Annotated in this window: 23 protein-coding genes; 16 read left to right on the top strand and 7 right to left on the bottom strand. The window is 51.5% G+C overall.

The window, feature by feature from the left end; genetic code table 11:
• Window positions 1-166 precede the first annotated feature (166 nt).
• Both OGV57_RS02410 and OGV57_RS02405 read left to right on the top strand, forming a co-directional pair.
• A complete protein-coding gene (locus tag OGV57_RS02410; RefSeq protein ID WP_003836989.1) occupies window positions 167-982 on the top strand; it encodes a Cof-type HAD-IIB family hydrolase in 816 nt (271 codons plus the stop codon).
• Window positions 983-1,135: 153 nt separating this feature from the next.
• Window positions 1,136-2,398 carry a DUF1479 domain-containing protein gene (locus tag OGV57_RS02405; RefSeq protein WP_048998119.1) on the top strand — a complete coding sequence of 421 codons (1,263 nt, stop codon included), beginning with the start codon at window positions 1,136-1,138 and terminating at the stop codon, window positions 2,396-2,398.
• A gap of 143 nt (window positions 2,399-2,541) precedes the next feature.
• On the opposite strand, the gene OGV57_RS02400 is transcribed toward OGV57_RS02405, so the two are convergent.
• Window positions 2,542-4,137, bottom strand: a complete 1,596-nt coding sequence (locus tag OGV57_RS02400; protein ID WP_003035269.1) for an ABC-F family ATPase — start codon at window positions 4,135-4,137, stop codon at window positions 2,542-2,544.
• Window positions 4,138-4,369: 232 nt separating this feature from the next.
• Here OGV57_RS02400 and ldtB point away from each other — a divergent pair, with 232 nt between their 5' ends.
• The gene (gene ldtB / locus OGV57_RS02395) at window positions 4,370-5,290 is read left to right on the top strand and encodes a L,D-transpeptidase (RefSeq protein WP_003845438.1); all 921 of its coding nucleotides are present in this window, start codon (window positions 4,370-4,372) and stop codon (window positions 5,288-5,290) included.
• A 64-nt stretch (window positions 5,291-5,354) separates the two neighbouring features.
• Here ldtB and OGV57_RS02390 read toward each other — a convergent pair whose 3' ends face one another.
• The gene (locus OGV57_RS02390; protein ID WP_048233313.1) at window positions 5,355-6,464 is read right to left on the bottom strand and encodes an anion transporter; all 1,110 of its coding nucleotides are present in this window, start codon (window positions 6,462-6,464) and stop codon (window positions 5,355-5,357) included.
• Window positions 6,461-6,934, bottom strand: a complete 474-nt coding sequence (mntR, locus tag OGV57_RS02385) for a manganese-binding transcriptional regulator MntR (protein WP_003035264.1) — start codon at window positions 6,932-6,934, stop codon at window positions 6,461-6,463. The genes OGV57_RS02390 and mntR overlap by 4 nt, the downstream gene beginning before the upstream one ends.
• Window positions 6,935-7,120: 186 nt before the next feature.
• Between mntR and mntS the strand changes: the two genes are divergently transcribed.
• Window positions 7,121-7,249, top strand: a complete 129-nt coding sequence (gene mntS, locus OGV57_RS02380) for a manganase accumulation protein MntS (RefSeq protein WP_003836996.1) — start codon at window positions 7,121-7,123, stop codon at window positions 7,247-7,249.
• Between the two features lie 276 nt (window positions 7,250-7,525).
• Window positions 7,526-9,112: a phosphoethanolamine transferase gene (locus OGV57_RS02375; RefSeq protein ID WP_046669903.1), complete on the top strand. Its 1,587-nt coding sequence runs from the start codon at window positions 7,526-7,528 to the stop codon at window positions 9,110-9,112.
• 63 nt (window positions 9,113-9,175) lie between these two features.
• On the opposite strand, the gene ompX is transcribed toward OGV57_RS02375, so the two are convergent.
• On the bottom strand, window positions 9,176-9,691 hold the full coding sequence (ompX, locus tag OGV57_RS02370; protein WP_003035257.1) for an outer membrane protein OmpX: 516 nt from the start codon (window positions 9,689-9,691) through the stop codon (window positions 9,176-9,178).
• A 353-nt stretch (window positions 9,692-10,044) separates the two neighbouring features.
• On the opposite strand from ompX, the gene rhtA reads away from it, so the two are divergent.
• From rhtA to ybiO, 6 genes are all read left to right on the top strand, one after another.
• Complete coding sequence (rhtA, locus tag OGV57_RS02365) at window positions 10,045-10,932, top strand: threonine/homoserine exporter RhtA (RefSeq protein ID WP_003035255.1); 888 nt, start codon at window positions 10,045-10,047, stop codon at window positions 10,930-10,932.
• A gap of 302 nt (window positions 10,933-11,234) precedes the next feature.
• Window positions 11,235-11,738 (top strand): DNA starvation/stationary phase protection protein Dps, encoded by a 504-nt coding sequence (gene dps, locus OGV57_RS02360; protein WP_003035253.1) that lies wholly within the window; start codon window positions 11,235-11,237, stop codon window positions 11,736-11,738.
• Between the two features lie 365 nt (window positions 11,739-12,103).
• Window positions 12,104-12,850, top strand: coding sequence for a glutamine ABC transporter substrate-binding protein GlnH (glnH, locus tag OGV57_RS02355; protein ID WP_003837002.1), 747 nt, complete (start codon window positions 12,104-12,106; stop codon window positions 12,848-12,850).
• A 137-nt stretch (window positions 12,851-12,987) separates the two neighbouring features.
• Window positions 12,988-13,647 carry a glutamine ABC transporter permease GlnP gene (gene glnP / locus OGV57_RS02350; protein ID WP_003035248.1) on the top strand — a complete coding sequence of 220 codons (660 nt, stop codon included), beginning with the start codon at window positions 12,988-12,990 and terminating at the stop codon, window positions 13,645-13,647.
• Window positions 13,644-14,366: a glutamine ABC transporter ATP-binding protein GlnQ gene (gene glnQ, locus OGV57_RS02345; RefSeq protein WP_003035246.1), complete on the top strand. Its 723-nt coding sequence runs from the start codon at window positions 13,644-13,646 to the stop codon at window positions 14,364-14,366. Before glnP ends, glnQ begins: the two co-directional genes overlap by 4 nt.
• A gap of 118 nt (window positions 14,367-14,484) precedes the next feature.
• Window positions 14,485-16,722: a mechanosensitive channel protein gene (gene ybiO / locus OGV57_RS02340; protein WP_048233310.1), complete on the top strand. Its 2,238-nt coding sequence runs from the start codon at window positions 14,485-14,487 to the stop codon at window positions 16,720-16,722.
• On the opposite strand, the gene rlmF is transcribed toward ybiO, so the two are convergent.
• The gene (rlmF, locus tag OGV57_RS02335) at window positions 16,719-17,645 is read right to left on the bottom strand and encodes a 23S rRNA (adenine(1618)-N(6))-methyltransferase RlmF (protein ID WP_048233309.1); all 927 of its coding nucleotides are present in this window, start codon (window positions 17,643-17,645) and stop codon (window positions 16,719-16,721) included. The genes ybiO and rlmF overlap by 4 nt on opposite strands.
• Window positions 17,646-17,855: 210 nt before the next feature.
• Between rlmF and mcbA the strand changes: the two genes are divergently transcribed.
• From mcbA to ybiJ, 5 genes are all read left to right on the top strand, one after another.
• Window positions 17,856-18,116, top strand: a complete 261-nt coding sequence (gene mcbA / locus OGV57_RS02330) for a DUF1471 family periplasmic protein McbA (protein WP_003837009.1) — start codon at window positions 17,856-17,858, stop codon at window positions 18,114-18,116.
• Between the two features lie 293 nt (window positions 18,117-18,409).
• The gene (locus tag OGV57_RS02325) at window positions 18,410-20,695 is read left to right on the top strand and encodes a catecholate siderophore receptor Fiu (protein ID WP_286530709.1); all 2,286 of its coding nucleotides are present in this window, start codon (window positions 18,410-18,412) and stop codon (window positions 20,693-20,695) included.
• Window positions 20,696-20,738: 43 nt separating this feature from the next.
• Window positions 20,739-21,416 carry a PKHD-type hydroxylase YbiX gene (ybiX, locus tag OGV57_RS02320; protein WP_054528213.1) on the top strand — a complete coding sequence of 226 codons (678 nt, stop codon included), beginning with the start codon at window positions 20,739-20,741 and terminating at the stop codon, window positions 21,414-21,416.
• Window positions 21,417-21,491: 75 nt separating this feature from the next.
• A complete protein-coding gene (locus tag OGV57_RS02315) occupies window positions 21,492-21,758 on the top strand; it encodes a DksA/TraR family C4-type zinc finger protein (RefSeq protein ID WP_003035233.1) in 267 nt (88 codons plus the stop codon).
• Window positions 21,759-22,061: 303 nt separating this feature from the next.
• Window positions 22,062-22,322, top strand: coding sequence for a DUF1471 family protein YbiJ (gene ybiJ, locus OGV57_RS02310; protein WP_003035231.1), 261 nt, complete (start codon window positions 22,062-22,064; stop codon window positions 22,320-22,322).
• A 98-nt stretch (window positions 22,323-22,420) separates the two neighbouring features.
• On the opposite strand, the gene OGV57_RS02305 is transcribed toward ybiJ, so the two are convergent.
• Window positions 22,421-23,506 carry a malate/lactate/ureidoglycolate dehydrogenase gene (locus tag OGV57_RS02305; RefSeq protein ID WP_003845417.1) on the bottom strand — a complete coding sequence of 362 codons (1,086 nt, stop codon included), beginning with the start codon at window positions 23,504-23,506 and terminating at the stop codon, window positions 22,421-22,423.
• 162 nt (window positions 23,507-23,668) lie between these two features.
• On the bottom strand, window positions 23,669-24,637 hold the full coding sequence (gene ybiB / locus OGV57_RS02300; protein WP_003035227.1) for a DNA-binding protein YbiB: 969 nt from the start codon (window positions 24,635-24,637) through the stop codon (window positions 23,669-23,671).
• Window positions 24,638-24,659 lie beyond the last annotated feature (22 nt).

Here is a 24,659-nt window from a genome sequence, read left to right as displayed (position 1 = left end):
CCCTCCCGCCCGGTGGCGCTACGCTTACCGGGCTTACATACTCCCCTTTAGCCAGGTAAGGCGAAGTTGCCACCTGGCGTTTTACTTTCATTCGAAATTAAATTTGTGCTTTAGCTCACATTGTTATTAAAATGTTTCTGGTCGCAGTTATGAGCCAGGAGCATATATGACCATCAAAGTTATCGTCACCGATATGGACGGAACTTTTCTCGACGACGCCAAGCAATACGATCGTGCACGCTTTATGGCGCAGTATCAGGAACTGAAGAAACGAGATATTGAATTTGTCGTGGCAAGCGGCAACCAGTATTACCAGTTGATCTCCTTTTTCCCGCAGCTCAAAGATGAGATCTCTTTTGTCGCCGAGAACGGGGCGCTGGTGTTTGAACATGGCAAACAGCTGTTTCACGGCGAACTTACGCGCCACGAATCACGCATTGTCATTGGCGAACTGCTCAAAGATAAGCAGCTCAACTTTGTGGCCTGTGGACTGCAAAGCGCCTACGTGAGCGAAAATGCCCCAGAGTCCTTTGTCGGTTTGATGTCAAAACACTACCACCGCCTGAAACCCGTAAAGGATTATCAGGATATCGACGATGTGCTGTTCAAGTTCTCGCTGAATTTACCTGACCAACAGATCCCGCTGGTTATCGATCACCTTCATTCTGCTCTAGACGGCATTATGAAGCCCGTCACCAGCGGCTTTGGGTTTATCGACCTGATCATTCCGGGCTTACATAAAGCCAACGGAATCAGCCGTCTGCTAAAACGCTGGAACCTGTCACCGCAAAACGTGGTCGCCATTGGCGACAGTGGCAATGACGCGGAAATGCTGAAGATGGCGCACTACTCTTTCGCCATGGCCAATGCGGCAGAGAGCATCAAAGCGATTGCCCGCTATCAGACCGATGACAATAACCATCAAGGCGCGCTGAACGTAATTCAGGCAGTGCTGGATAACACTTCACCTTTTAACGTCTGATCCTGCCAACCGGGGTATCCCTCATCCCGGTTTTCACTCTTTTTCTATTTTGCTCACACCAGCAGGTTTTTAAACTTGCATTAACTAATTTTTAACTTATATTGTCACTTGTAATTAAATTTAGTTTCGAATGAAGGTTAATGCGAGGTGGTTATGGCTTTTACTTTTACCAGCGACACGTTGCCCGCCGATCACAAAGCGGCAATCCGTCAGATGAAACAGCAACTGCGGGCACAGCTTGGGGATGTTCAGTTGATCTTCAATCAGCTGAGCGATGCCATTGCCACCCGCGTGGCGGAAATCAACGCTCTCAAAGCGCAAGGCTCCCCGGTATGGCCTGTGTTGTCCTATGCGGATATCAAAGCGGGTCGCGTGAGTGCAGAGCAGCGTGAAGAAATTAAGCGTCGCGGATGCGCAGTCATTAAAGGGCATTTCCCCCGCGAACAGGCGCTGGCATGGGATCAGTCGATGCTTGATTACCTGGATCGCAACCATTTTGATGACGTCTACAAAGGGCCGGGCGATAACTTCTTCGGCACCCTGAGCGCATCGCGACCTGAAATCTACCCCATTTACTGGTCCCCGGCGCAGATGCAGGCCCGCCAAAGTGAAGAAATGGCCAATGCCCAGTCGTTCCTCAATCGTCTTTGGACATTTTCAAGCGAAGGTAAACAATGGTTTAACCCGGATGTCAGCGTTATCTACCCTGACCGTATACGCCGCCGTCCGCCGGGAACCACCTCCAAAGGGCTGGGCGCGCATACGGATTCCGGCGCGCTGGAACGCTGGCTGCTGCCTGCGTATCAGCAGGTATTTGCTCATGTTTTCAATGGCAAGCTGGCAGATTACGATCCGTGGCAGGCTGCGCATCGCACCGAAGTAGAAGAGTACACGGTGGATAACACCACCAAATGTTCAGTATTTCGCACCTTCCAGGGCTGGACTGCGTTGTCCGATATGCTGCCAGGTCAGGGATTGTTGCACGTGGTTCCGATTCCTGAAGCGATGGCGTATGTGCTGTTACGCCCATTGCTTGACGATGTGCCGGAAGATGAGCTTTGCGGCGTAGCGCCCGGCAGAGTCCTGCCTATTTCCGCACAATGGCATCCGCTGCTGATTGAAGCGTTAACCAGCATCCCACAACTGGACGCCGGAGACTCTGTGTGGTGGCATTGCGATGTGATTCACTCCGTCGCGCCTGTCGAAAATCAGCAGGGCTGGGGTAACGTAATGTATATCCCTGCCGCCCCGATGTGCGAAAAAAATCTGGCCTACGCCCACAAAGTGAAAGCTGCGCTGGAAAAAGGCGCATCGCCGGGTGATTTCCCGCGAGAGGATTATGAAACTAACTGGGAAGGACGCTTCACGCTGGAGGATTTGAATATCCACGGTAAACGCGCGCTGGGGATTATTTAATATGTAGCTTACACAATTTTCCCTAGGTATTTCGCGTTACAGGAAGGCGACCAGCCTGTAAATCCCCGGGAGCTTACATAAGTAAGTGACCGGGGTGAACAGGTGCAGCCAACACACCTGTAACACGAAAGACGACGGGTAAATTAACCGTCAATACCTTTACTACGCAGGTAATCTTCGTAGTTGCCGGTGAAGTCGATCACGCGTTCCGGCGTAATCTCAATCACGCGGGTCGCCAGGGAACTGACGAACTCACGGTCGTGAGAAACAAAGATCAACGTGCCCTGATACATTTCCAGCGCCATGTTCAGCGACTCGATAGATTCCATATCCAGGTGGTTGGTCGGTTCATCCATGACCAGGATATTCGGTTTCTGCATCATCAGCTTACCGAAAAGCATGCGTCCTTTTTCACCACCGGAGAGCACTTTTGCAGGTTTCTTGATATCGTCCTGGCTGAACAGCAGACGGCCAAGGAAGCTGCGCACAACCTGCTCATCATCGCCTTCTTGTTTCCACTGGCTCATCCATTCGAAGACGGTCAGATCGTTTTCAAACTCGTATTCATGATCCTGCGCGTAGTAACCCACCTGGGCGTTTTCAGACCACTTAACGGTACCGTTGTCCGGCTGCAAATCGCCAACCAACGTTTTCAGCATGGTGGATTTACCCACGCCGTTGGCACCAATGATGGCAACCTTCTCCCCTACTTCCAGCAGCAGGTTGAAGTTTTTAAACAGCGGACCTTCATCAAAACCTTTCGCCAGCGCTTCCACTTCCAGCGCGTTACGGAACAGTTTCTTATCCTGTTCGAAGCGGATGAACGGGTTCTGACGGCTAGACGCTTTCACTTCGTCGAGCTTGATCTTATCAATCTGACGCGCACGAGAGGTCGCCTGTCGAGATTTAGACGCGTTGGCGCTAAAGCGGCTGACGAAGGATTGCAGATCGGCAATCTGTGCTTTCTTCTTGGCGTTATCGGCCAGCAGACGTTCACGCGCCTGGGTTGCCGCCGTCATGTATTCGTCGTAGTTACCCGGATAAACACGCAGTTCGCCATAGTCCAGATCCGCCATGTGTGTACAGACCATGTTCAGGAAGTGACGGTCGTGCGAAATGATGATCATGGTGCTGTCACGCTCGTTCAGCGTCTGCTCCAGCCAGCGAATGGTGTCGATATCCAGGTTGTTCGTTGGTTCGTCGAGCAGCAGAATGTCCGGGTTAGAGAACAGCGCCTGCGCCAGAAGCACACGCAGCTTCCAGCCGGGCGCGACTTCGCTCATCGGGCCGTAATGCTGTTCTACCGGAATGCCTACGCCCAGCAGCAGTTCACCCGCACGCGCTTCCGCAGAGTAGCCGTCCATTTCGCCATACTGAACTTCGAGATCAGCAACTTTATAGCCGTCTTCTTCGCTCATCTCAGCCAGGGCGTAAATGCGATCGCGCTCCTGCTTCACTTCCCACAGTTCAGCGTGACCCATGATCACGGTGTCAAGCACGGTGAATTCTTCAAAGGCGAATTGATCCTGGCGCAGCTTACCGATACGCTCGTTAGGATCGAGGGAAACGTTACCCAGCGTCGGTTCGAGGTCGCCGCCGAGAATTTTCATAAAAGTGGATTTACCGCTACCGTTCGCGCCAATCAGGCCGTAACGGTTGCCGCCGCCAAATTTGACGGAAATATTTTCAAACAGCGGCTTACTGCCGAACTGCATGGTGACGTTGCTGGAAACTAACACTGGCGTATCCTGAAAGAGAAAGAAATATGTGACAAACCGCTTATTATGCCATAAGTCTGCAAGAAGATCGCGTCTTCATGCGGAAGGGATAAAGTGAAACCAAAAGGAAAAAAATGTGATTTAGTACACATCCGAATTCCTTGTTGCTCAGATTGCACATATAATGCGTGCCCAACACTACATAAATCTCAACCCACTAGCCTGCCTGGCACTGAATCTCGCATACATGAATATGAATATGAAATTAACAACGCTTTTCGCGGCGGCACTCGCAATAGTTGGTTTTTGTAATACCGCTTCAGCCGTCACGTACCCGCTGCCGACCGATGGTAGCCGTTTGATTGGCCAAAACCAGGTCATTACTATTCCTGAAGGCAACACCCAACCGCTGGAGTATTTTGCGGCAGAGTATCAGATGGGTCTGTCTAACATGCTGGAAGCCAACCCGGGCGTGGATACCTTCCTGCCGAAAGGCGGCACCGTGCTGAACATTCCTCAGCAGTTGATCCTGCCGGATACCGTGCATGAAGGTATTGTTATCAACAGCGCTGAAATGCGTCTGTACTACTACCCGAAAGGCACCAACACCGTCATTGTTCTGCCGATCGGTATCGGCCAGTTGGGCAAAGACACGCCAATCAACTGGACCACCAAAGTAGAACGTAAAAAAGCAGGCCCAACCTGGACGCCAACGGCGAAAATGCATGCGGAATACCGCGCTGCAGGCGAGCCGCTGCCAGCCGTTGTTCCGGCTGGTCCGGATAACCCGATGGGACTGTACGCGCTGTATATCGGTCGCCTGTATGCTATCCACGGTACCAATGCTAACTTCGGCGTCGGCTTACGTGTCAGCCACGGTTGCGTACGTCTGCGTAACGACGACATCAAATTCTTGTTTGAAAATGTGCCGGTCGGCACCCGTGTACAGTTTATTGATGAGCCGGTAAAAGCCACTACCGAACCAGACGGTAGCCGTTACATCGAAGTACATAACCCGCTGTCTACGACTGAAGCACAGTTCGAAGGCGGGGAAATTGTACCGATTACCCTGACCAAGAGCATTACCAGCATCACCGGTCAGCCTGACGTCGATCAGGCAGTCGTTGAGCAGGCGGTACAGAACCGTTCAGGTATGCCGGTTCGTCTGAACTAAGCACATACCTAAAACGAAAAAGGCGGATGATTCATCCGCCTTTTTTATTGCCTCAATGCCGCTATTACATTAATAACAACAAACCATAACCCACCAGCGCCGCCCATATCAGCATCGGTACCGAATACCAATGAAAACGCCACCAGATCCGGCGGTCGTTTGCCATCCGTAACGCAATGAGATTCGCCAGCGATCCTGGCAACAGCCCAAAGCCGCCCACATTGACCGCCCAGGCCAGAAGCAGCGTTGGCGGGACGTAGTTCAGCAGCAAAATCGTACTGGGCACATTACTGATAAACTGCGACAGGCCAATGGCGGTCAGCCAAAGTCCCGGCGCTGAAAGCGCGCCAATCTGGTGGGTTATCCCCTGCAGGGCCGGAAGCTGCGTCAGCAAGTGCACATCAATGAACATCGCCATAAACACCAACAGCAGCGTCCAGTCTACGCTGAGGATCACGCGGCGAGCCAGCACCATGAACCCTGCCGCCACAATCGCCAGACCCCACAGCTCTTGTTTTAACTCCAGTGCTGCAAGGAAGATGATATACAACATCAGACAGCCCCACACCAGACGCGGTTGCCAGTCAGGTGCGCGCGTACCGGTATGATAGTGCAACGCTTTATTCGGGAAACTGAACCAGCACAGCACCACCAGCGTCAGCATCATGGCCCCCGCAAGCGGCGCCATTTGCCAGGTAAACGCGGTAAACGATAAGCCTGAGCGTCCCCACATCAGAATATTTTGTGGATTGCCTATTGGCGTGAGCAACGATCCGGCGTTAACCGCCAGCGCCTCAAAGATAATCAGGCGATTCACCGGAATAGCGCACAATTTTTTCAGGGTGATGGTCAGCGGAACAACAATAAACAGCGCAACATCGTTGGTCAGAAACGTCGACAACAACGCCGCCGCCAGCACCATAAATATCGCCAGCTGGCGCTCTGTTTTGAAACGGCGGGTCATCTTGCGCCCTAACACATCGAAGTAACCGCTTAGCTCCACGCCTTTGGTCAGTAACATCAGGCCACTGAGTGTGATAATTGTGTGCCAGTCAATCGCTCCCGGCCACGACCGGGGTGTAAATGGCGTGAACAGGCTCAGTACAACCCCAACGATGATTAACAGCTGGAAAAAACGATCGCGCTGTAAGGCGCGTAATAAAGGAAAACTCATTCAGAGCCTGTTCCTTGCTGTTGCGTAAACCGGCTAAAAGCCTCCAGCGTTTCCTTACTGACGTGATGCTCCATCCCCTCCGCGTCGCGACGGGCAATTTCCGGACTGATACCTAACATCAACAGGAAATTCTCCACAATCTGATGACGCTCCCGACTTTCCTGAGCCAGTCGTTCACCTTCTGCGGTTAAAAACACGCCTCGCCAGGGGATCATTTCAATCAATCCGACTGAAGCAAGACGCTTAAGCATTTTAGCAACCGTCGGCTGGGAAACCCCAAGCCGTGCGGCCATATCCACCTGGCGCGCTTCACCTACCTCAATAATGAGATCGGAAATCAGCTCTACGTAGTCATCAATCAGCTCACGGCGATGCGCCTCCCGGACCTGACGAAATCCTTCAACGTGTTCTTCGACATTCACCAATTGCGTCACTTTTTTTGTTGTTGGCGTACCTGCGCGACGACTCATTCTGCTTCCTCGTTACTGTGACGCGTTAACGGCATCTGATTAGAGAGCGCTCATTGTAAACCAGAGTTGCGCGGGCACAAAAAATTAACGTTTTAGCAATAGCTATATAATATAGCCTGTGCTATATCTGTATATAATAAAGACATCCCTCAAGGACTGATGGGATCGTGAAGTCAGGAGGTTTACATGAATGAATTTAAGAGGTGTATACGCGTGTTTAGCCACTCTCCCTTTAAAGTACGGTTGATGCTGATCTCTATGCTGTGTGACATGATTAACAGCAAACCAGAGAAGGATAAACCTTCAGAAAATTAATGCGGCGTTGCGGTACGCCGCTTCTTTTTCCTGCCGTCATCCGGGTACGGTGGTGGTTTTCGTCCCAATAACCCTTCTTTTTGTCAGTTTTGCCACGTCCCTCACAAAACAATTTCTTTGTAGTAGTTGACCTTCTCTTGCGCACACTCTATCTTTTCGCAGCCCTGCATATATTGCGGCTCGCGGATGCGGACCCTATCCCTCTTCTCGCTCTCTCAGGCAGGCAATGACCCTTAGCGCCAGGGTAAGCACATGGCGTTTTTGTAACAGTGGCATATGAATTTAACCCTCAAAGATTCAATCATTGCTCGTAGCCGGGCGATTAGTCCGTGGACTGGCCTCTATTTCTTACAGTCTCTGCTGATCAACCTTGCGCTGGGCTATCCGCTTAGCCTGCTCTATAGCGTTGCTTTCACCTGTATATTGATGCTGCTGTGGCGCAGCGCGCCGCGCGCGCAGAAAGTGCTGATTGGCCTTTGCTCACTGATTGCGGCAATGTACTTTCCGTTCGGCCAGGCTTACGGCTCACCGAACTTCAATACCTTGCTGGCGCTGCACTCAACCAATATGGAAGAGTCCACCGAAATCCTGACCATCTTCCCCTGGTACAGTTATCTGGTTGGGGTGTTTATTTTCGCCCTTGGCGTTATCGCCGTACGTCGTAAAAAAGATGAACAAAAGCGCAGCTGGAATAAGTTCGACAGCGTTTGTTTGCTGTTCAGCGTTGTCGCATTCTTTGTTACCCCGGTACAAAACCTGGCCTGGGGCGGCGTGTTCAAGCTGAAAGACACTGGCTATCCGGTTTTCCGGTTTGCCAAAGACGTGATCGTCAATAACAACGAAGTGCTCGACGAACAAGAGCGTATGGCGAAGCTGTCGAGCGTGAAAGACAGTTGGACCGTAACCGCCGTGAAGCCGAAATATCACACCTACGTCGTGGTGATCGGCGAAAGCGCCCGCCGCGATGCGTTAGGCGCGTTTGGCGGCCACTGGGATAACACCCCGTTTGCCAGCTCCGTTAACGGCTACATCTTTGCGGATTACATTGCTGCCAGCGGTTCAACGCAAAAATCACTCGGCCTGACGCTGAATCGGGTGGTCGACAATAAGCCCCAGTTCCAGGATAACTTTGTCACCCTGGCCAACCGAGCAGGTTTCCAGACATGGTGGTTTTCCAATCAGGGACAAATTGGTGAATACGACACGGCCATCGCCAGCATTGCAAAACGCGCTGATGAAGTTCAGTTCCTCAAGAACGGTGACTTCGAAGCGGATAAAAATACCCGTGACGAAGCGCTGTTGAAGATGACCGCACAGGTGCTGGCAACCGAGCGCACTCAGCCGCAGCTTATTGTACTGCATTTAATGGGCTCACATCCGCAGGCCTGCGACCGTACGCAGGGTAGGTACGAGACTTTCGTCCAGTCAAAAGAGACGTCTTGCTACCTGTACACCATGACGCAAACGGATGACCTACTGCGCCAGCTATACGATCAGCTACGTAATAGCGGTACCAGCTTCTCGATGGTCTATTTCTCCGATCATGGCCTCGCGTTTAAAGAGCGTGGAAAAGAGGTGCAGTACCTGGCGCATGACGATCAGTTCCAGCAGAATTTCCAGGTACCTTTCATGGTGCTGTCGAGCGATGATAAAGCGCATCGGGTGATTAAGGCCCGCCGATCCGCCAATGATTTCCTCAGCTTTTTCTCGCAGTGGACAGGGATTAGCGCAAAAGAAATAACCAACAGCTACCGCTTTATCTCAGAGAAAAAAGCCGGGCCGGTGTACATCACCAACTTTAAGCTGCAGAAGGTGGACTACAACCACCTTGGTACCGACATCTTCGAGACCAAATCTCGTTAACAGCTCATGTTGCAGGCAAAAAAATCCGCCCCGAGAGGCGGATTTTTCATATCACCGAAGTGATTAGAAGCGGTAACCCACGCCAGCGATCCAGGTGCCAACGTCAACGCTACGAATACGGCTCTGCTCGTAGGAGAAGTCCAGAGCAACGTTTTCGATCGGGTTGAACTGCAGACCAGCACCGTAAGAGAAACCGTAGTCGCTGGTGGTGTGGTTGTCAGCCGGGGATGCTGCGTTCTGGAATTTACCGTAACCAACACCAACTACACCGTAGATGCTTGCCCAGTCGTTCAGACGGTAAGCCGGACCAGCAGTGATGCCGTAGTACTGGGTTTTGTTGTAGTCGCCAGAAGCATCGGTACGATCTTTTTCAGTGTAAGTGAAGGAACCGATAACACCCAGCGGGTTGTTGTCCTGCTCGTAGCGATACTTCAGGTTGAAACCGTTCATTTTGTTCGCTGCGCCCTGAGCATCGCTCTGAGCGTAACCACCGGTAACGGTAGAAGTAGCAGCTACAGCAGTACCTGCGGAGAAAGCCAGAACAGCGGCCAGTGCTGAAAGACATGCAATTTTTTTCATAACCACCTCAAATGTGCTTCAAGTAAATCTTAAGTTTTAAATATACCAAAAATTGATGGGAAACTCTTTGCGATTAGCGATGTCTAACGGGGTCTTTCATGTAACAGAACATTTCAGGAATCCGCTATCTCTTTCAATTAACATCACTTTTCTAACGTAAAATGCCATTATTGCGCGCACAATATGGCACATTCATCCAGATTATTCCTAATCACACAGATTATTAATCCATCATTTTCATGCCATTGTACGGAACTGAGCAATTTTTTTTTCAACGAATACTCAACCACATGTGTGTATTTCCATTACACTCGCTGTTTTACTTCTATTGACATAATTTGACAGGAGAAAGGATGCCGGGGTCGTCACGTAAAGCGCCAGTCTGGTTGCCTATTTTGGTTTTGCTAATTGCTATGTCCTCCATTCAAAGCGGAGCATCTCTGGCGAAATCGCTGTTCCCGCTCGTCGGCGCGCCGGGCGTTACCGCGTTGCGCCTTGCGTTGGGCACCCTCATCCTTATCGCCTTCTTTAAACCCTGGCGTTTGCGATTCGCCAAAGAACAGCGCCTGCCCCTTCTGTTTTATGGCCTGTCTCTGGGCGGGATGAACTATCTCTTCTATCTGTCAATCCAGACCGTGCCACTGGGAATTGCCGTGGCGCTGGAATTTACCGGCCCGCTGGCGGTAGCGCTGTTTTCATCCCGGCGCCCGGTGGATTTCATTTGGGTTGCACTGGCTGTACTCGGACTGTGGTTCCTGCTGCCATTAGGTCAGGACGTTTCTCACGTCGATTTAACCGGTGCTGCGCTAGCGCTGGGGGCTGGTGCCTGCTGGGCCATCTATATTCTTACCGGGCAGCGAGCCGGGGCAGAACACGGTCCGGCAACCGTCGCAGTAGGGTCATTAATTGCAGCGCTGGTATTTGTGCCAATCGGCGCGATCCAGGCTGGTGATGCCTTGTGGCATTGGTCCATTCTGCCGTTAGGCCTGGCCATTGCAGTCCTCTCTACTGCACTTCCCTATTCACTGGAGATGATTGCGTTGACGCGCCTGCCGACGCGTACTTTCGGTACATTGATGAGTATGGAACCTGCCCTGGCAGCGGTTTCCGGAATGATCTTCCTCGGTGAAACGCTGACGCTTATCCAGACACTCGCTCTGGGTGCCATTATCGTCGCATCAATGGGCTCTACGCTCACTATTCGTAAAGAGCCACAAATAAAACAAGTCGACGTGAATTAACCACGTAATATTCTGCATGGTTTGCATAATCATGCAGAATATCCAATTGTAAATCTGCGTGATAATAATTCTAAAAAATATAATTTTCTCATCCGCATATTTCATTTAATCTCAAAATTAACATAAAAATAACACCACGCAAGAAACACAACAATCAATGCATTGATTTTACTAGATATTTTATATTTATCCTTTCTTCGCTATTAAAGTAATAGGCAACACCGGAAAAAAAAATCCAAATTTAGCGCTATACTTAATTCCGTTGAAGAGTTGGGACATAACTATCAAGAGGATATGAAAATATGAGTACCGCGAAACTGGTAAAAACAAAAGCATCCGCTCTCCTTTATACCCGCAACGATGTGTCTGATAGTGAAAAGAAAGCGACCGTAGAACTGCTGAATCAGCAAGTAATCCAGTTCATTGACCTGTCATTGATCACCAAACAGGCTCACTGGAACATGCGCGGCGCAAACTTCATTGCGGTACATGAAATGCTGGATGGCTTCCGTACAGCCCTGACCGATCACCTCGACACAATGGCTGAACGCGCCGTACAGTTGGGCGGTGTGGCACTGGGCACAACTCAGGTTATTAATAGCAAAACGCCTCTGAAAAGTTACCCGCTGGATATCCATAGCGTACAGGACCACTTAAAAGAACTGGCTGAACGTTATGCCGTAGTTGCAAACAGCGTACGTAAGGCTATTAGCGAAGCAAAAGACGAAGATACCGCAGATATCTTTACCGCAGCTTCTCGCGACCTCGATAAATTCCTGTGGTTTATTGAAGCCAACATTGAGTAACCGCAGACATAAGAATTACCTATATAACCCTCGCTCCGGCGGGGGTTTTGCACATCTATGGTGCATAACATTGATCGTTCGTCACTCCAAAGTAAATTATTTGTAATAATCACCTCACACAATCGTTAACGAAAGATTGTTTTATCAACAATTTTTACGCTAAATAGTCATACCGTTTGCACCGTGGCTGGTTCGCACCAAATGAGCGCCCCAAAACAGTGCAAATTACTCGCTTTGCCCTACTTATTGTGCAGAGAAACGAGATACCCTCTTGTTAAAACAATGAGTTGCAAAATTGGCACGATTCTTTCATTAAGCCATATGTTCTCGCAGGGGATCGCCCCGTGGATATAAAAGGAAATCCTATGAAGTCTGTATTAAAAGTTTCACTGGCTGCACTTACCCTGGCTTTTGCGGTGTCCTCCCATGCCGCAGACAAGAAACTGGTTGTCGCAACCGACACCGCGTTTGTACCGTTTGAATTCAAACAGGGTGACAAATACGTTGGTTTTGATGTGGATCTGTGGGCTGCCGTTGCCAAAGAATTGAAACTGGATTATGAACTGAAACCAATGGATTTCAGCGGCATCATCCCGGCTCTGCAAACCAAAAACGTCGACCTGGCGCTGGCGGGTATCACCATCACCGATGAGCGTAAAAAAGCGATCGACTTCTCCGATGGCTACTACAAAAGCGGTCTATTAGTGATGGTGAAAGCAAATAACAACGACGTCAAAAGCGTAAAAGATCTGGATGGTAAAGTCGTTGCAGTTAAGAGCGGTACCGGTTCCGTTGATTACGCGAAAGCGAATATCAAAACCAAGGACCTGCGTCAGTTCCCGAACATCGATAACGCCTATATGGAACTGGGCACCAACCGCGCAGACGCCGTGCTGCACGACACACCAAACATTCTTTACTTCATCAAAACAGCTGGCAATGGCCAGTTCAAAGCTGTAGGCGAATCACTGGAAGCCCAGCAGTACGGCATCGCCTTCCCGAAAGGCAGCGACGACCTGCGTGAGAAAGTGAACGGCGCGCTGAAAACGCTGAAAGAGAACGGTACTTACAACGAAATCTACAAAAAATGGTTCGGTACTGAACCTAAATAATAACCGGTAGCGTTGCCCGGTGGCGTGATGCTTACCGGGCCTACGCCTGGATTTTTGAGACCTGTAAGCCGGATAAGCCCAGCACATCCGGCAAAACGGGCATTTGAATATTTACACCACGGTAACAGGAACGACATATGCAGTTTGACTGGAGTGCCATCTGGCCCGCCATCCCGCTTTTGATTGAAGGCGCCAAAATGACCCTGTGGATCTCGGTCCTCGGTCTGGCTGGCGGTCTGATAATCGGACTTGCAGCAGGGTTTGCGCGCACTTTCGGCGGTTGGATCGCCAACCACGTAGCGCTGGTGTTTATCGAAGTCATTCGCGGTACGCCAATCGTTGTGCAAGTAATGTTTATTTACTTCGCTCTACCAATGGCATTTAATGATTTACGCATTGACCCCTTTAGCGCCGCCGTTGTCACCATCATGATCAACTCCGGTGCCTATATTGCGGAAATCACCCGCGGTGCGGTGCTCTCAATCCATAAAGGATTCAGCGAAGCCGGACTTGCCCTTGGACTTTCACGCACAGAGACTATTCGCCACGTTATTTTGCCTCTCGCGCTGCGTCGTATGCTGCCGCCGCTGGGCAACCAGTGGATCATCAGCATTAAAGATACCTCGCTGTTTATTGTCATTGGCGTCGCTGAACTGACCCGTCAGGGCCAGGAAATCATTGCCGGTAACTTCCGCGCACTGGAAATCTGGAGCGCCGTTGCGGTGTTCTATCTGATCATAACGCTGGTGCTGAGCTTCATTCTGCGTCGTCTGGAAAGAAGGATGAAAATCCTGTGATTGAATTTAAAAACGTTTCTAAGCACTTTGGTCCAACCCAGGTGCTGCACAATATTGACCTGAACATTCAACAGGGTGAAGTAGTGGTGATTATCGGGCCGTCAGGATCCGGTAAATCTACCCTGCTACGCTGCATTAACAAACTGGAAGAGATAACCTCTGGCGATCTGATCGTCGACGGTCTGAAAGTGAACGATCCGAAGGTAGACGAACGGTTAATCCGCCAGGAAGCCGGGATGGTATTTCAGCAGTTCTATCTGTTCCCGCATCTGACGGCGCTGGAAAACGTCATGTTCGGGCCGCAGCGCGTACGCGGGGCGAATAAAGAACAGGCCGAGAAACTGGCGAAAGAACTGCTGGCGAAAGTGGGTCTGGCCGAGCGCGCGCATCACTACCCTTCTGAGCTGTCCGGCGGTCAACAACAGCGTGTGGCTATTGCCCGTGCGCTGGCGGTGAAACCGAAAATGATGCTGTTTGATGAGCCAACCTCAGCGCTGGATCCAGAACTGCGTCATGAGGTTCTGAAAGTTATGCAGGATCTGGCGGAAGAAGGGATGACCATGGTGATTGTGACCCACGAAATCGGTTTTGCCGAAAAAGTGGCTTCACGCCTGATTTTCATTGATAAGGGTCGTATTGCCGAAGACGGTAATCCGCAGGCCCTGATTGAAAATCCGCCCAGCCAACGCTTACAGGAATTCTTGCAGCACGTTTCCTGATAGCTCTGCCTCCCTTCGCCCGAAGGGAGGTTTTTCACCAGAATCCTCTCATTTCAATTCTCTCCCGCCCTGACATCTATACTTATCCTTTTGTATTTATTTTCTCATGGGAGGAGTCATGCGCGGGATCCTGTTCATCATTGTTTGTCTGTTGAGTCTTCCGACCCAGGCGGTGACAATTCCTGGCGTCACCACGCCAACATCAACCAACGCGCAAACCACAGCGGCGAAAGAGCCGGATATTGAACAGAAAAAAGCGGCTTACGGTGCACTGGCCGATGTGTTGGAAAATGACGCCTCGCGTCAGGAGCTGATCGGTCAGTTACGCAAAGTGGCCACTGCCCCTCCTGCCGAGCCGGTGCCGACCATTGTCCCGCCCACGTTAACGGAAGAAAAAACGGTACTGGAAAACGTCACGGACGTCACCCGCCACTACGGTGAGGCGCTCTCCAGCCGCTTTGCCCAGCTTTATCGCAATATTACCGATGCCCCGCATAAGACCTTTAATCCGCAAACGTTCACCAATGCTCTGACGCATTTTTTAATGCTGGCGGTGTCAGTGTTCGGTTTTTTCTGGCTGGTTCGCCTGTGCGCGCTACCGTTGTATCGCAAAATGGGACAATGGGCACGACGCAAAAACCGCGAACGCAGCAACTGGCTTCAGCTTCCGGCGATGATCGTTGGCGCATTCGTTATCGATTTGCTTCTGCTGGCGCTGACATTATTTGTCGGGCAGATACTGAGCGACAAAATGAACGCTGGCAGTCGCACGATCGCCTTTCAGCAAAGTCTGTTTCTCAATGCCTTCGCCCTGATTGAATTCTTCAAGGCCATTTTGCGCCTGATATTTTGCCCAACGGTGGCCGAGCTGCGCCCGTTTAACATTCAGGATGCTGGCGCACGCTACTGGAATCGCCGTTTAAGTTCATTGAGCAGCCTGATTGGCTACGGGCTTATCGTTGCCGTACCCATTATCTCTAATCAGGTCAACGTGCAGGTCGGCGCGATGGCCAACGTCATCATCATGTTGTGTATCACGCTATGGGCGCTGTACCTGATTTTCAGAAACAAGAAAGAGATAACGCAGCATTTGCTGAATCTGGCGGAAAGATCCCTCGCTTTTTTCAGTCTGTTTATTCGTGCTTTTGCGTTGGTATGGCATTGGCTGGCCAGCGCCTATTTCATTGTGCTGTTTTTCTTTTCGCTGTTTGATCCGGGCAACAGCCTGAAATTCATGATGGGCGCTACGCTGCGCAGCCTGGTAATCATTGGAATTGCCGCCTTTGTTTCCGGCATGTTTTCCCGCTGGATAGCCAAAACTATTACCCTTTCGCCACACACCCAGCGCAGCTATCCGGAACTACAAAAGCGGCTGAATGGCTGGCTGTCGACAGCGTTAAGCGTAGCCAGGATCCTGACGGTGTGCGTTGCGGTGATGCTGCTACTGAATGCCTGGGGGCTGTTCGACTTCTGGAACTGGCTGCATTACGGCGCAGGAGAAAAAACAGTGGATATCCTGATCCGTATCGCGCTGATTTTATTCTTCTCCGCCATCGGCTGGACGATTCTCGCCAGCCTGATTGAAAATCGTCTGGCTTCCGATATCCACGGTCGTCCGCTGCCCAGCGCTCGTACCCGCACCCTACTGACACTGTTTCGTAACGCACTGGCGGTGATCATCAGCACGATCACCATCATGATTGTGTTGTCGGAAATCGGCGTCAATATCGCCCCCTTACTGGCCGGGGCCGGGGCGCTGGGGCTGGCTATCTCTTTCGGCTCGCAAACGCTGGTAAAAGATATTATTACCGGGATTTTTATTCAGTTTGAAAATGGCATGAACACCGGCGACCTGGTGACCATCGGTCCACTCACCGGTACGGTTGAACGGATGTCCATCCGTTCTGTGGGCGTGCGTCAGGACACCGGGGCGTACCATATCATTCCCTGGTCATCGATAACGACCTTCGCCAACTTTGTGCGTGGCATTGGCTCAGTCGTCGCCAATTACGACGTAGACCGCCATGAGGATGCGGATAAAGCGAATCAGGCGTTGAAAGATGCGGTTGCTGCGGTGATGGAAAAAGATGATATTCGCGGGCTGATTATTGGCGAGCCGTCGTTTGCCGGGATTGTAGGATTAACCAATACAGCATTCACACTACGGGTCTCGTTTACCACCTTGCCGCTGAAGCAGTGGACGGTACGTTTTGCGCTCGACAGCCAGGTGAAGAAATACTTCGATCTGGCCAACATACGCGCCCCGGTACAGACCTATCAAGTGTTGCCTGCACCAGGGAATGGCCCAACATCTGCGGCAAGCGAACCGCTGCCGCCAACCGAGCCAACGCTTTAGCGTTTACGCGCCATAAAACGACGACGCTGATCGTTATCCATAAAGGTCCAGGCAATAAAGCGACTCTGCTTTTGCCCCTGGGCCATCTCTTTCTTGACCACTTTCACCGCGCCCGCATCCGTTAATGCGTGGTACAGCGGAGGCAAGTTCTCGCCGCGAGAAACCAGCGTGGTAAACCACATAACCTGACGGCCAAAAGCCTGGCTTTCGACGATCATTTTTTTGATGAACGCTACTTCGCCGCCTTCACACCACAGCTCCTGCTGTTGTCCGCCAAAGTTCAGCGCATCATCTTTATCTTGCCCCAGATTACGACGTTTACGCTCGCTTCCTGCGCGGGCTGAGGCCGCAGAATCATGGAATGGCGGGTTACACAATGTGGCTTCATACTGCTCATTTTTGTGAATGATACCGTTGAAGATTGCCGAAGCATCTTTCTGACGACGCAGACGAATAGCACGGGTTAACCCCGGATTGCCGTTTATGATCGCCTGAGCGCTGTTAAACGCTTCGCTACTGCTCTCACTGCCCGTGAATCGCCAGCCGTATTCATGCACGCCGATCAGCGGATAAATACAGTTTGCCCCTACGCCTATGTCCAGGATGCTCGCATTTGCCGGAATGGTTCCGCTGGTTTCCCCCAACAGGTCGGCCAGGTGGTGAATGTAGTCAGCGCGACCAGGCACCGGCGGGCACAGAAAGCCGTCTGGAATATCCCAGTGTTTCACCGCATAAAAATGCGCCAGCAGTGCCTTATTGAGCGCCTTGACGGCCTGCGGATTGGCGAAATCAACACTCTGCTCGCCGCCGGGCGTGAGGGTGAGAAATTGCGTCAGCTCTGGGGTAACCTGGCATAAAGTCGCAAGATCATAACGGCCATTGTGGCGGTTGCGTGGGTGTAATCCCGGTTTCTGGGCGGACATAGCATTCTCCTTTTAACAGCGGCGTAAGATACCCGCATAACGCCACGCGGTAAACACACACAACAAGGAAATTTGATTTTTTACGCCTGTTTGACGCTTTGCTGATTGTTCGAAAAACAGACAGTTCATCACCAGTTTTTTGCGGTAAATGTCATCCGCTGACGACCTAAACTTATCAGGCACACCTGTTGTTTTTCAGAGGATATCACCATGAAGAAATGCCTCACATTACTTGCCGCTACCGTACTTACCGGCATGACATTTGCCTCCTTTGCTGCACAGCCATACACCAGCCCAGCTACCGGTCAGCTACAAGCTTCCGGCACAGTATCTGCTACCGGTGCAACTAACCTGAGCGATCTCGAAGACAAGCTGGCAGAGAAAGCGAAAGAGCAAGGGGCAAAAGGCTTTGTCGTTAATTCTGCTGGCGGTAAAAATCAGATGTACGGCACCGCAACTATCTATAAATAACTCCCCTTCCTTAGCCTAACTGCATTCATCCCGAATGCAGTTATGTGCGCGCTGTTCACTTCATTGCAGCTCAATTTGTAATCAATGTGTTGGCATTTTGAATCCAATGTAAATAAATGTATTTATTTTTGAATTAATGAATGTTAAAACGTCGCACTGATTAGAAATGATTATTAAAATCATTATCAATTACACATTCATTTTCGCGAGACCTGCAGGGTACAACATCCACAGAGATGTCCCTTCGCGTGAGTGAAACCGTCTACTCAAAAAATAATAAGTCATTAATTAAAATGGATAAAAATCGCAACTTGCCGTCCAGTAGTTTTCATTCACTGACTTTTTTTGCCGGTCTGTGCATTGGCCTGTCTCCGGTAGCCCAGGCTGTCGCAGCAGGCGATCAGGATAAAAAACAAGAAGATACGTTGGTCGTTGAAGCGGCCAAACCTTCGCTGTACGCCCCAACACAGTCTGCCGACCCTAAATTCTCCCGCCCGGTGGCGGATACCACCCGCACCATGACGGTGATTTCTGAGCAGGTGATTAAGGATCAAGGCGCAACAAATTTGACCGATGCGCTGAAAAACGTACCGGGCGTTGGCGCGTTTTTCGCTGGCGAAAACGGCAACTCCACTACCGGTGATGCGGTTTATATGCGTGGCGCGGATACTTCGAACAGTATTTATATCGACGGTGTTCGTGATATCGGCAGCGTCACGCGCGATACCTTCAATACCGAACAGGTCGAAGTGATTAAAGGTCCTTCCGGTACCGACTATGGACGTAGCGCACCGACTGGCTCTATCAATATGATCAGCAAACAGCCGCGTACCGACTCAGGAATCGATGCGTCGGCCAGCGTCGGTAGCGCCTGGTTCCGCCGTGGTACGCTGGACATCAACCAGGTTATCGGCGAGACCACCGCCGCACGTTTAAACCTGATGGGTGAAAAAACACATGATGCCGGTCGCGATAATGTTAAGAATGAACGTTACGGCGTGGCCCCCTCACTTGCTTTTGGCTTAGGCACCGAGAACCGACTGTATCTGAACTATCTGCACGTTACTCAACACAACACACCGGATGGAGGCATTCCCACCATCGGCCTGCCGGGTTACTCCGCGCCTTCCGCAGGGACGTCTGCACTGAATCATTCAGGAAAAGTGGATACGCATAACTTCTACGGCACCAACTCGGATTACGACGATTCGACGACCGATACCGCGACGATGCGTTTTGAACATGACCTGAGCGACAGCACCACGATTCGCAACACCACCCGCTGGTCGCGCATTAAACAGGATTATCTGATGACGGCGGTGATGGGCGGTGCGTCTAATATTACGCAACCCACCAGCAGCGTCGACACCTGGACATGGTCACGCCTGGCAAATACCAAAGATGTCAGTAACAAAATCCTGACCAACCAGACCAACCTGACCTCAAAGTTTTACACGGGATCCATCGGTCACGACATCAGCACCGGCGTGGAGTTGACGCGCGAAACACAAACCAACTATGGCGTCACCCCGATTACCCCGCCGCCGGTTAATATTTATCATCCCAACAGCGACGTGAATATCGGCGGATTATCGCGTAACGGCGCCAACGCTAACGGGCAAACCGATACCTTTGGCGTATACGCTTTTGATACGCTACAAATTACCCGTGAGTTTGAGCTGAACGGTGGTATTCGCCTCGACAATTACCGCACTGAATATGACAGCGCCACCGCTTGCGGCGCTTCTGGCCGTGGTGCAGTGGCATGTCCGACAGGCGTCGCCAAAGGTTCCCCGGTCACCACTGTGGATACTGCCAAATCAGGCAATCTGGTGAACTGGAAAGCGGGCGCGCTGTATCACCTGACCGATAACGGCAATGTCTACATTAACTATGCCGTTTCTCAGCAACCGCCGGGCGGCAGCAACTTTGCCCTTGCTCAGGGCGGAAGCGGTAACAGCGCAAACCGTACCGACTTCAAACCGCAGAAAGCGAAAACCAGCGAGATTGGCACCAAATGGGAGGTGCTGGATAAGCGCCTGCTGTTAACCGCCGCAATTTTCCGCACGGATATTGAGAATGAGGTTGAGCAGAACGACGACGGAACCTGGTCCCAGTACGGGAAGAAACGCGTTGAAGGCTACGAGCTCTCGGTAGCAGGCAACATCACCCCCGCATGGCAGATTATTGGGGGTTACACCCAGCAACGCGCCACCATCCACAGCGGCAAAAACGTTGCTCAGGATGGTTCTTCTTCCCTGCCCTATACGCCGGAACATGCGTTCACGCTGTGGAGCCAGTGTCAAGCAACCGACGATGTTTCCGTTGGCGCAGGCGCTCGCTACGTGGGCAGTATGCATCGCGGTTCGGACGGCGCCGTGGGTACGCCATCCTACACTGAAGGTTACTGGGTCGCCGACGCCAAACTGGGCTATCGCGTGAATCGCAATCTCGATTTCCAGCTAAACGTCTATAACCTGTTCGACACCGATTATGTATCCTCCATAAACAAGAGTGGATACCGTTATCATCCAGGCGAGCCAAGAACCTTCCTGCTCACCGCCAATATGCATTTCTGATCCATCGCGTGGGGCGAAAGCCCCACTTTCAGGAGAAACACTGATGATGTACCACATTCCCGGCGTTCTGTCGGCGCAGGATGTAGCCTGGTTTCGCGAGCAACTGGACGCAGCCGACTGGGTTGATGGCCGCGCAACCACCGGCACTCAGGGGGCGCAGGTTAAAAACAACCAGCAGGTAAATACGCAAAGTGAACGCTACGGCGTTTTACAACAGGCGGTACAGACTGCGGTAAATAACAGCGCACTTTTCTTCGCCGCGGCACTACCGAAAACGCTCTCCACACCGCTGTTTAATCGCTACCAGGACAACGAGACCTACGGTTTTCACGTTGACGGCGCGGTGCGTAGCCATCCGGAGAACGGCTGGATGCGCACAGACCTTTCCGCAACCTTATTCCTGAGTAATCCGGATGATTATGAAGGCGGAGAGCTGCTGGTTAATGACACCTACGGCCAGCATGCGGTGAAGCTTCCGGCAGGCGATCTGGTGCTTTACCCTTCCAGCAGCCTGCACTGCGTCACGCCAGTAACCCATGGCGTTCGTGTGGCGTCCTTTATGTGGGTACAATCGATGATCCGTGACGACAAAAATCGCGCCATGCTTTTTGAACTGGATAAAAACATTCAATCCCTGAAGGCTCATCATGGAGAGAGCAACGAGATCCTGTCATTACTCAATCTCTACCATAACCTGCTGCGCGAATGGTCTGAAATCTGATACTGCTGGCGCATGGTCGTTTTTCAGCCATCATCTTCGCTATACTTAGTCTGTAGACATCTGCAGGAGGTACACATGGCATCCGGATGGGCAAATGACGACGCTGTAAACGAACAGATCAACAATACTATTGAAGATGCTGTTGCCCGTGCCCGCGGTGAGTTACCGACGGGGGAAAGTCTGTATGAATGCGAAGAATGTGGCAATCCTATCCCTCAGGCCAGACGTGAGGCCGTACCTGGGGTACGCTTGTGCATCACTTGCCAACAGGATAAAGATTCACATAGCGCGGCATTTTCAGGATATAATCGCAGAGGTTCTAAAGATAGCCAGCTACGTTGACTCATCTTTACCAAAAGTTTCAGCGCATACGATTTCCTTTACGAGCACGCTTTTTCGCACTCTGTGTGGCAAAATGTGCCGTTGTTGGTTTCTCTGTAAAGCGCAATGACAAGAACTGTAAATCCCTCGCCTGAATTTATTAATATTCAATAAGTTATTTGTCATTCAATTTTTTTGATTGATGTCGTCAATTCTATTCGATTTTCTCTCACCAAAAAAAACGTGATACTTATCACATCGACGAAACAACGTCTTCTTAAAGAACACTGACTACTAACAGAACAACCCTGCGAGAGATTAATCATGAAAAATATCAAATTTGCTGTTGCTGCCATCGCCCTGTCTACCCTGTCATTTGGCGTTTTCGCTGCCGAGCCGGTTTCCTCCACTCAGGCACAAAGCATGAATAAAATTGGTGTAGTTTCTGCTGATGGCGCCACCACACTGGATGGCCTGGAAGCCAAACTGGCTGAGAAAGCGGCTGCTGCTGGCGCAACTGGTTACAGCATCACTTCCGCTGTCGGTAAAGACAAAATGAGCGGCACCGCGGTTATCTATAAATAACCGAAAGATTACCTGTACGACCCAATGCTCCAACCCTCATTGACCCTGTTTGTTACCCTTTGTTTGCCCGTCCGCCACTGGACGGGCTTTTTTTTTGCTTAGTGTTCAAGTCGTTGACGGAATTCCTGCAATACGGCGTCCGGCATGCCTATTTGCAGCGCCGCCTCGCAAATCGCCTGCCAGCTTCCTGCATCCAGCGGAATACCGTGTTCCAGCCGTTCCTCGCGAGTATTCACTTCCCACTCCCCAGGCAACAGGATCGGGGCATCTTCAGCATGCGGGGACGCTTTCACCCACTCAGCAAATGCTGCGACCTGGTTGTCGCAGTCCGGCGCGCCGAACAGTTCCGGATTCATAATAATAGTGGTCATACAGTTGATGATGGCGTCCGGGCTGGTCTGCAGGCTCTCTTCATGTGTGGTTTTACCCCCTGAAAGCGCACCACCCATAATTTCGCACATCGCCGCCAGCGCATACCCCTTGTGCTCGGCAAAGGTTAGCAACGATCCCAGCGGAGAAACCTGCATTACCGCAGGATCGGTTGTAGGCATCCCCTCCACATCAATCAGACATCCAGGAGCTACCGGCTCGCCCTTATGCCATGCCACACGGGTTTTGCCAAACGCGATGGCACTGGTTGCATAGTCGAGCAATAGCGGGAAGGTATTTTTACGCGGAAAAACAACGCAGAAGGGGTTAGTGCCAAAACGACTATCGCGGCCATGAAACGGTGCAACCATCGGGATCCCGACCACACTCACAAAATGCACTGAGACAAAACCTGCAGCCGCGCATTGCTCCGCCCAGTAGCCAATACGTCCGATATGATGCGAATTATGTAATGCCACGGCGGCGATACCGTGCTGACGAGCTTTTTCAATCCCCAGCGTGATGGCTTCGTGAGCCGCCACCTGACCAAAGGCACAATCGCCATCAAGCGTAATCACCGCCCCCGCATCTTTTACCACTTTGGCATGACGGTTGATTTGCAGATGCCCCAGCGAGAATGAACGAATATAGCTTGGGATCATACCGATGCCGTGGGAGTCGTGACCGGCGAGGTTAGAGGCTATCAGATGATCGGCCACCAGCCGCGCCTCCTGATCATTGCTTCCCATCTGGTGAAAAACGGCCTGGATAAAGGCGTGCAGCGTTGGCACATGGAAGCGATGTCCACTGTTCATTGTTATCTCCTGTTGTGTCGCGTGTTTGTTGTGTTTCTTATTTTTCAACAAACTATGCTGCGCCACGGCGCTCAGGAGGTCAATAAACGTGCAGAAATTTCACGTTGCCGAAAAGAGAAAACCGACAGACCAGGTAAAAGGCCCGTCGGGATAACAAATAAATCAGAAACTTTGCTCGACGCGGGCAAGTCCTTCGGCCAGCGAGGCGGATTCACCGGTTGCCACCAGGCAGCAGGCCATCTGAATTTTCAACGATGCCGGGACCGGCTCACTGCCAGCCAGACAACGCTCAATCCAGCGCGCGGTGGTTTCCGGATCTTTTGCCACCGGCAGCGGTACCGGCTCGTCAGGCATCTCGCTTTGTCGGTCCTGTAACACTCGCACACCGGATGAATCTATCAGGCTTATCTGCGGGCAGCGCTGCGGGTTGGCATACACTTCGCCCTCGGTACCATGCATCAACAGGCCGCGCCCACCGATATCGCCGAAGAACTTCGCCACACGCGAGACGTATTCCGGGTGGGAAACGCTGGAAAGACGCAGCGCCGCATCTTCAGCAAACGGCGTGGCTAATTTAGCCAGCGTGTGCGCACTGTTACGCACGCCCATGCGCCAGCGCATCGCCAGCTGTTTCTCCAGCGGAGGGCACAGCGCGCTCACCGGGATAAACACCGGCTGATGACCATCCAGCTTTGCCTGCGCCTGCCCGGCATGCAGCGTTGGCGTAATCCCCATCAGTTCAAAAATGGTTTCTGTCAGCACGCGGGTTGGATCCTCGCTGACGCCGTGCACTACTACCGGGAAACCGAGCTTATGCAGTAAAATCGCCAGCAGCGGCGTCAAATTCGCCTGCTTGCGTGCACCATTGTAGCTGGGAATGACAATCGGCATGGGTTTGGCTACTGGCGGAGTCAGGCGAATGGTGTGGTTTTGCATCGCTTCGTAAAAGCCCAGCATCTCCGCTTCGCCTTCGCCTTTAATACGTAGCGCAATCAGCACCCCGCCCATCTCAAGATCAGGTACGTCGCCGTTCATCATATGGGTATACAGTCCGCGAGCAGTATCCTTGTCCAGGTCACGCGCGTGATTTTTTCCTCGCCCAATCTCTTTAATGATTTTGCGGTAATCCATCGATAACTCCTTGCCTGTTGCT

It is taken from the genome of Citrobacter sp. Cf087 (genome assembly GCF_030334285.1).
In the GTDB taxonomy this organism is placed as follows: domain Bacteria; phylum Pseudomonadota; class Gammaproteobacteria; order Enterobacterales; family Enterobacteriaceae; genus Citrobacter; species Citrobacter freundii.
This window is presented reverse-complemented; position numbering and strand designations above follow the sequence as displayed.

What these genes read in the sequence shown, in the direction of transcription:
- ompX (WP_003035257.1), bottom strand. Translation starts at nt 9,691, where the DNA reads ATGAAAAAAATTGCATGTCTTTCAGCACTGGCCGCTGTTCTGGCTTTC.
- OGV57_RS02405 (WP_048998119.1), top strand. Translation starts at nt 1,136, where the DNA reads ATGGCTTTTACTTTTACCAGCGACACGTTGCCCGCCGATCACAAAGCG.
- rhtA (WP_003035255.1), top strand. Translation starts at nt 10,045, where the DNA reads ATGCCGGGGTCGTCACGTAAAGCGCCAGTCTGGTTGCCTATTTTGGTT.
- mcbA (WP_003837009.1), top strand. Translation starts at nt 17,856, where the DNA reads ATGAAGAAATGCCTCACATTACTTGCCGCTACCGTACTTACCGGCATG.
- ldtB (WP_003845438.1), top strand. Translation starts at nt 4,370, where the DNA reads ATGAATATGAAATTAACAACGCTTTTCGCGGCGGCACTCGCAATAGTT.
- ybiB (WP_003035227.1), bottom strand. Translation starts at nt 24,637, where the DNA reads ATGGATTACCGCAAAATCATTAAAGAGATTGGGCGAGGAAAAAATCAC.
- ybiJ (WP_003035231.1), top strand. Translation starts at nt 22,062, where the DNA reads ATGAAAAATATCAAATTTGCTGTTGCTGCCATCGCCCTGTCTACCCTG.
- ybiX (WP_054528213.1), top strand. Translation starts at nt 20,739, where the DNA reads ATGATGTACCACATTCCCGGCGTTCTGTCGGCGCAGGATGTAGCCTGG.
- glnH (WP_003837002.1), top strand. Translation starts at nt 12,104, where the DNA reads ATGAAGTCTGTATTAAAAGTTTCACTGGCTGCACTTACCCTGGCTTTT.
- OGV57_RS02305 (WP_003845417.1), bottom strand. Translation starts at nt 23,506, where the DNA reads ATGAACAGTGGACATCGCTTCCATGTGCCAACGCTGCACGCCTTTATC.
- OGV57_RS02410 (WP_003836989.1), top strand. Translation starts at nt 167, where the DNA reads ATGACCATCAAAGTTATCGTCACCGATATGGACGGAACTTTTCTCGAC.
- OGV57_RS02390 (WP_048233313.1), bottom strand. Translation starts at nt 6,464, where the DNA reads ATGAGTTTTCCTTTATTACGCGCCTTACAGCGCGATCGTTTTTTCCAG.
- OGV57_RS02375 (WP_046669903.1), top strand. Translation starts at nt 7,526, where the DNA reads ATGAATTTAACCCTCAAAGATTCAATCATTGCTCGTAGCCGGGCGATT.
- rlmF (WP_048233309.1), bottom strand. Translation starts at nt 17,645, where the DNA reads ATGTCCGCCCAGAAACCGGGATTACACCCACGCAACCGCCACAATGGC.
- OGV57_RS02315 (WP_003035233.1), top strand. Translation starts at nt 21,492, where the DNA reads ATGGCATCCGGATGGGCAAATGACGACGCTGTAAACGAACAGATCAAC.
- mntR (WP_003035264.1), bottom strand. Translation starts at nt 6,934, where the DNA reads ATGAGTCGTCGCGCAGGTACGCCAACAACAAAAAAAGTGACGCAATTG.
- mntS (WP_003836996.1), top strand. Translation starts at nt 7,121, where the DNA reads ATGAATGAATTTAAGAGGTGTATACGCGTGTTTAGCCACTCTCCCTTT.
- ybiO (WP_048233310.1), top strand. Translation starts at nt 14,485, where the DNA reads ATGCGCGGGATCCTGTTCATCATTGTTTGTCTGTTGAGTCTTCCGACC.
- OGV57_RS02325 (WP_286530709.1), top strand. Translation starts at nt 18,410, where the DNA reads ATGGATAAAAATCGCAACTTGCCGTCCAGTAGTTTTCATTCACTGACT.
- glnP (WP_003035248.1), top strand. Translation starts at nt 12,988, where the DNA reads ATGCAGTTTGACTGGAGTGCCATCTGGCCCGCCATCCCGCTTTTGATT.
- dps (WP_003035253.1), top strand. Translation starts at nt 11,235, where the DNA reads ATGAGTACCGCGAAACTGGTAAAAACAAAAGCATCCGCTCTCCTTTAT.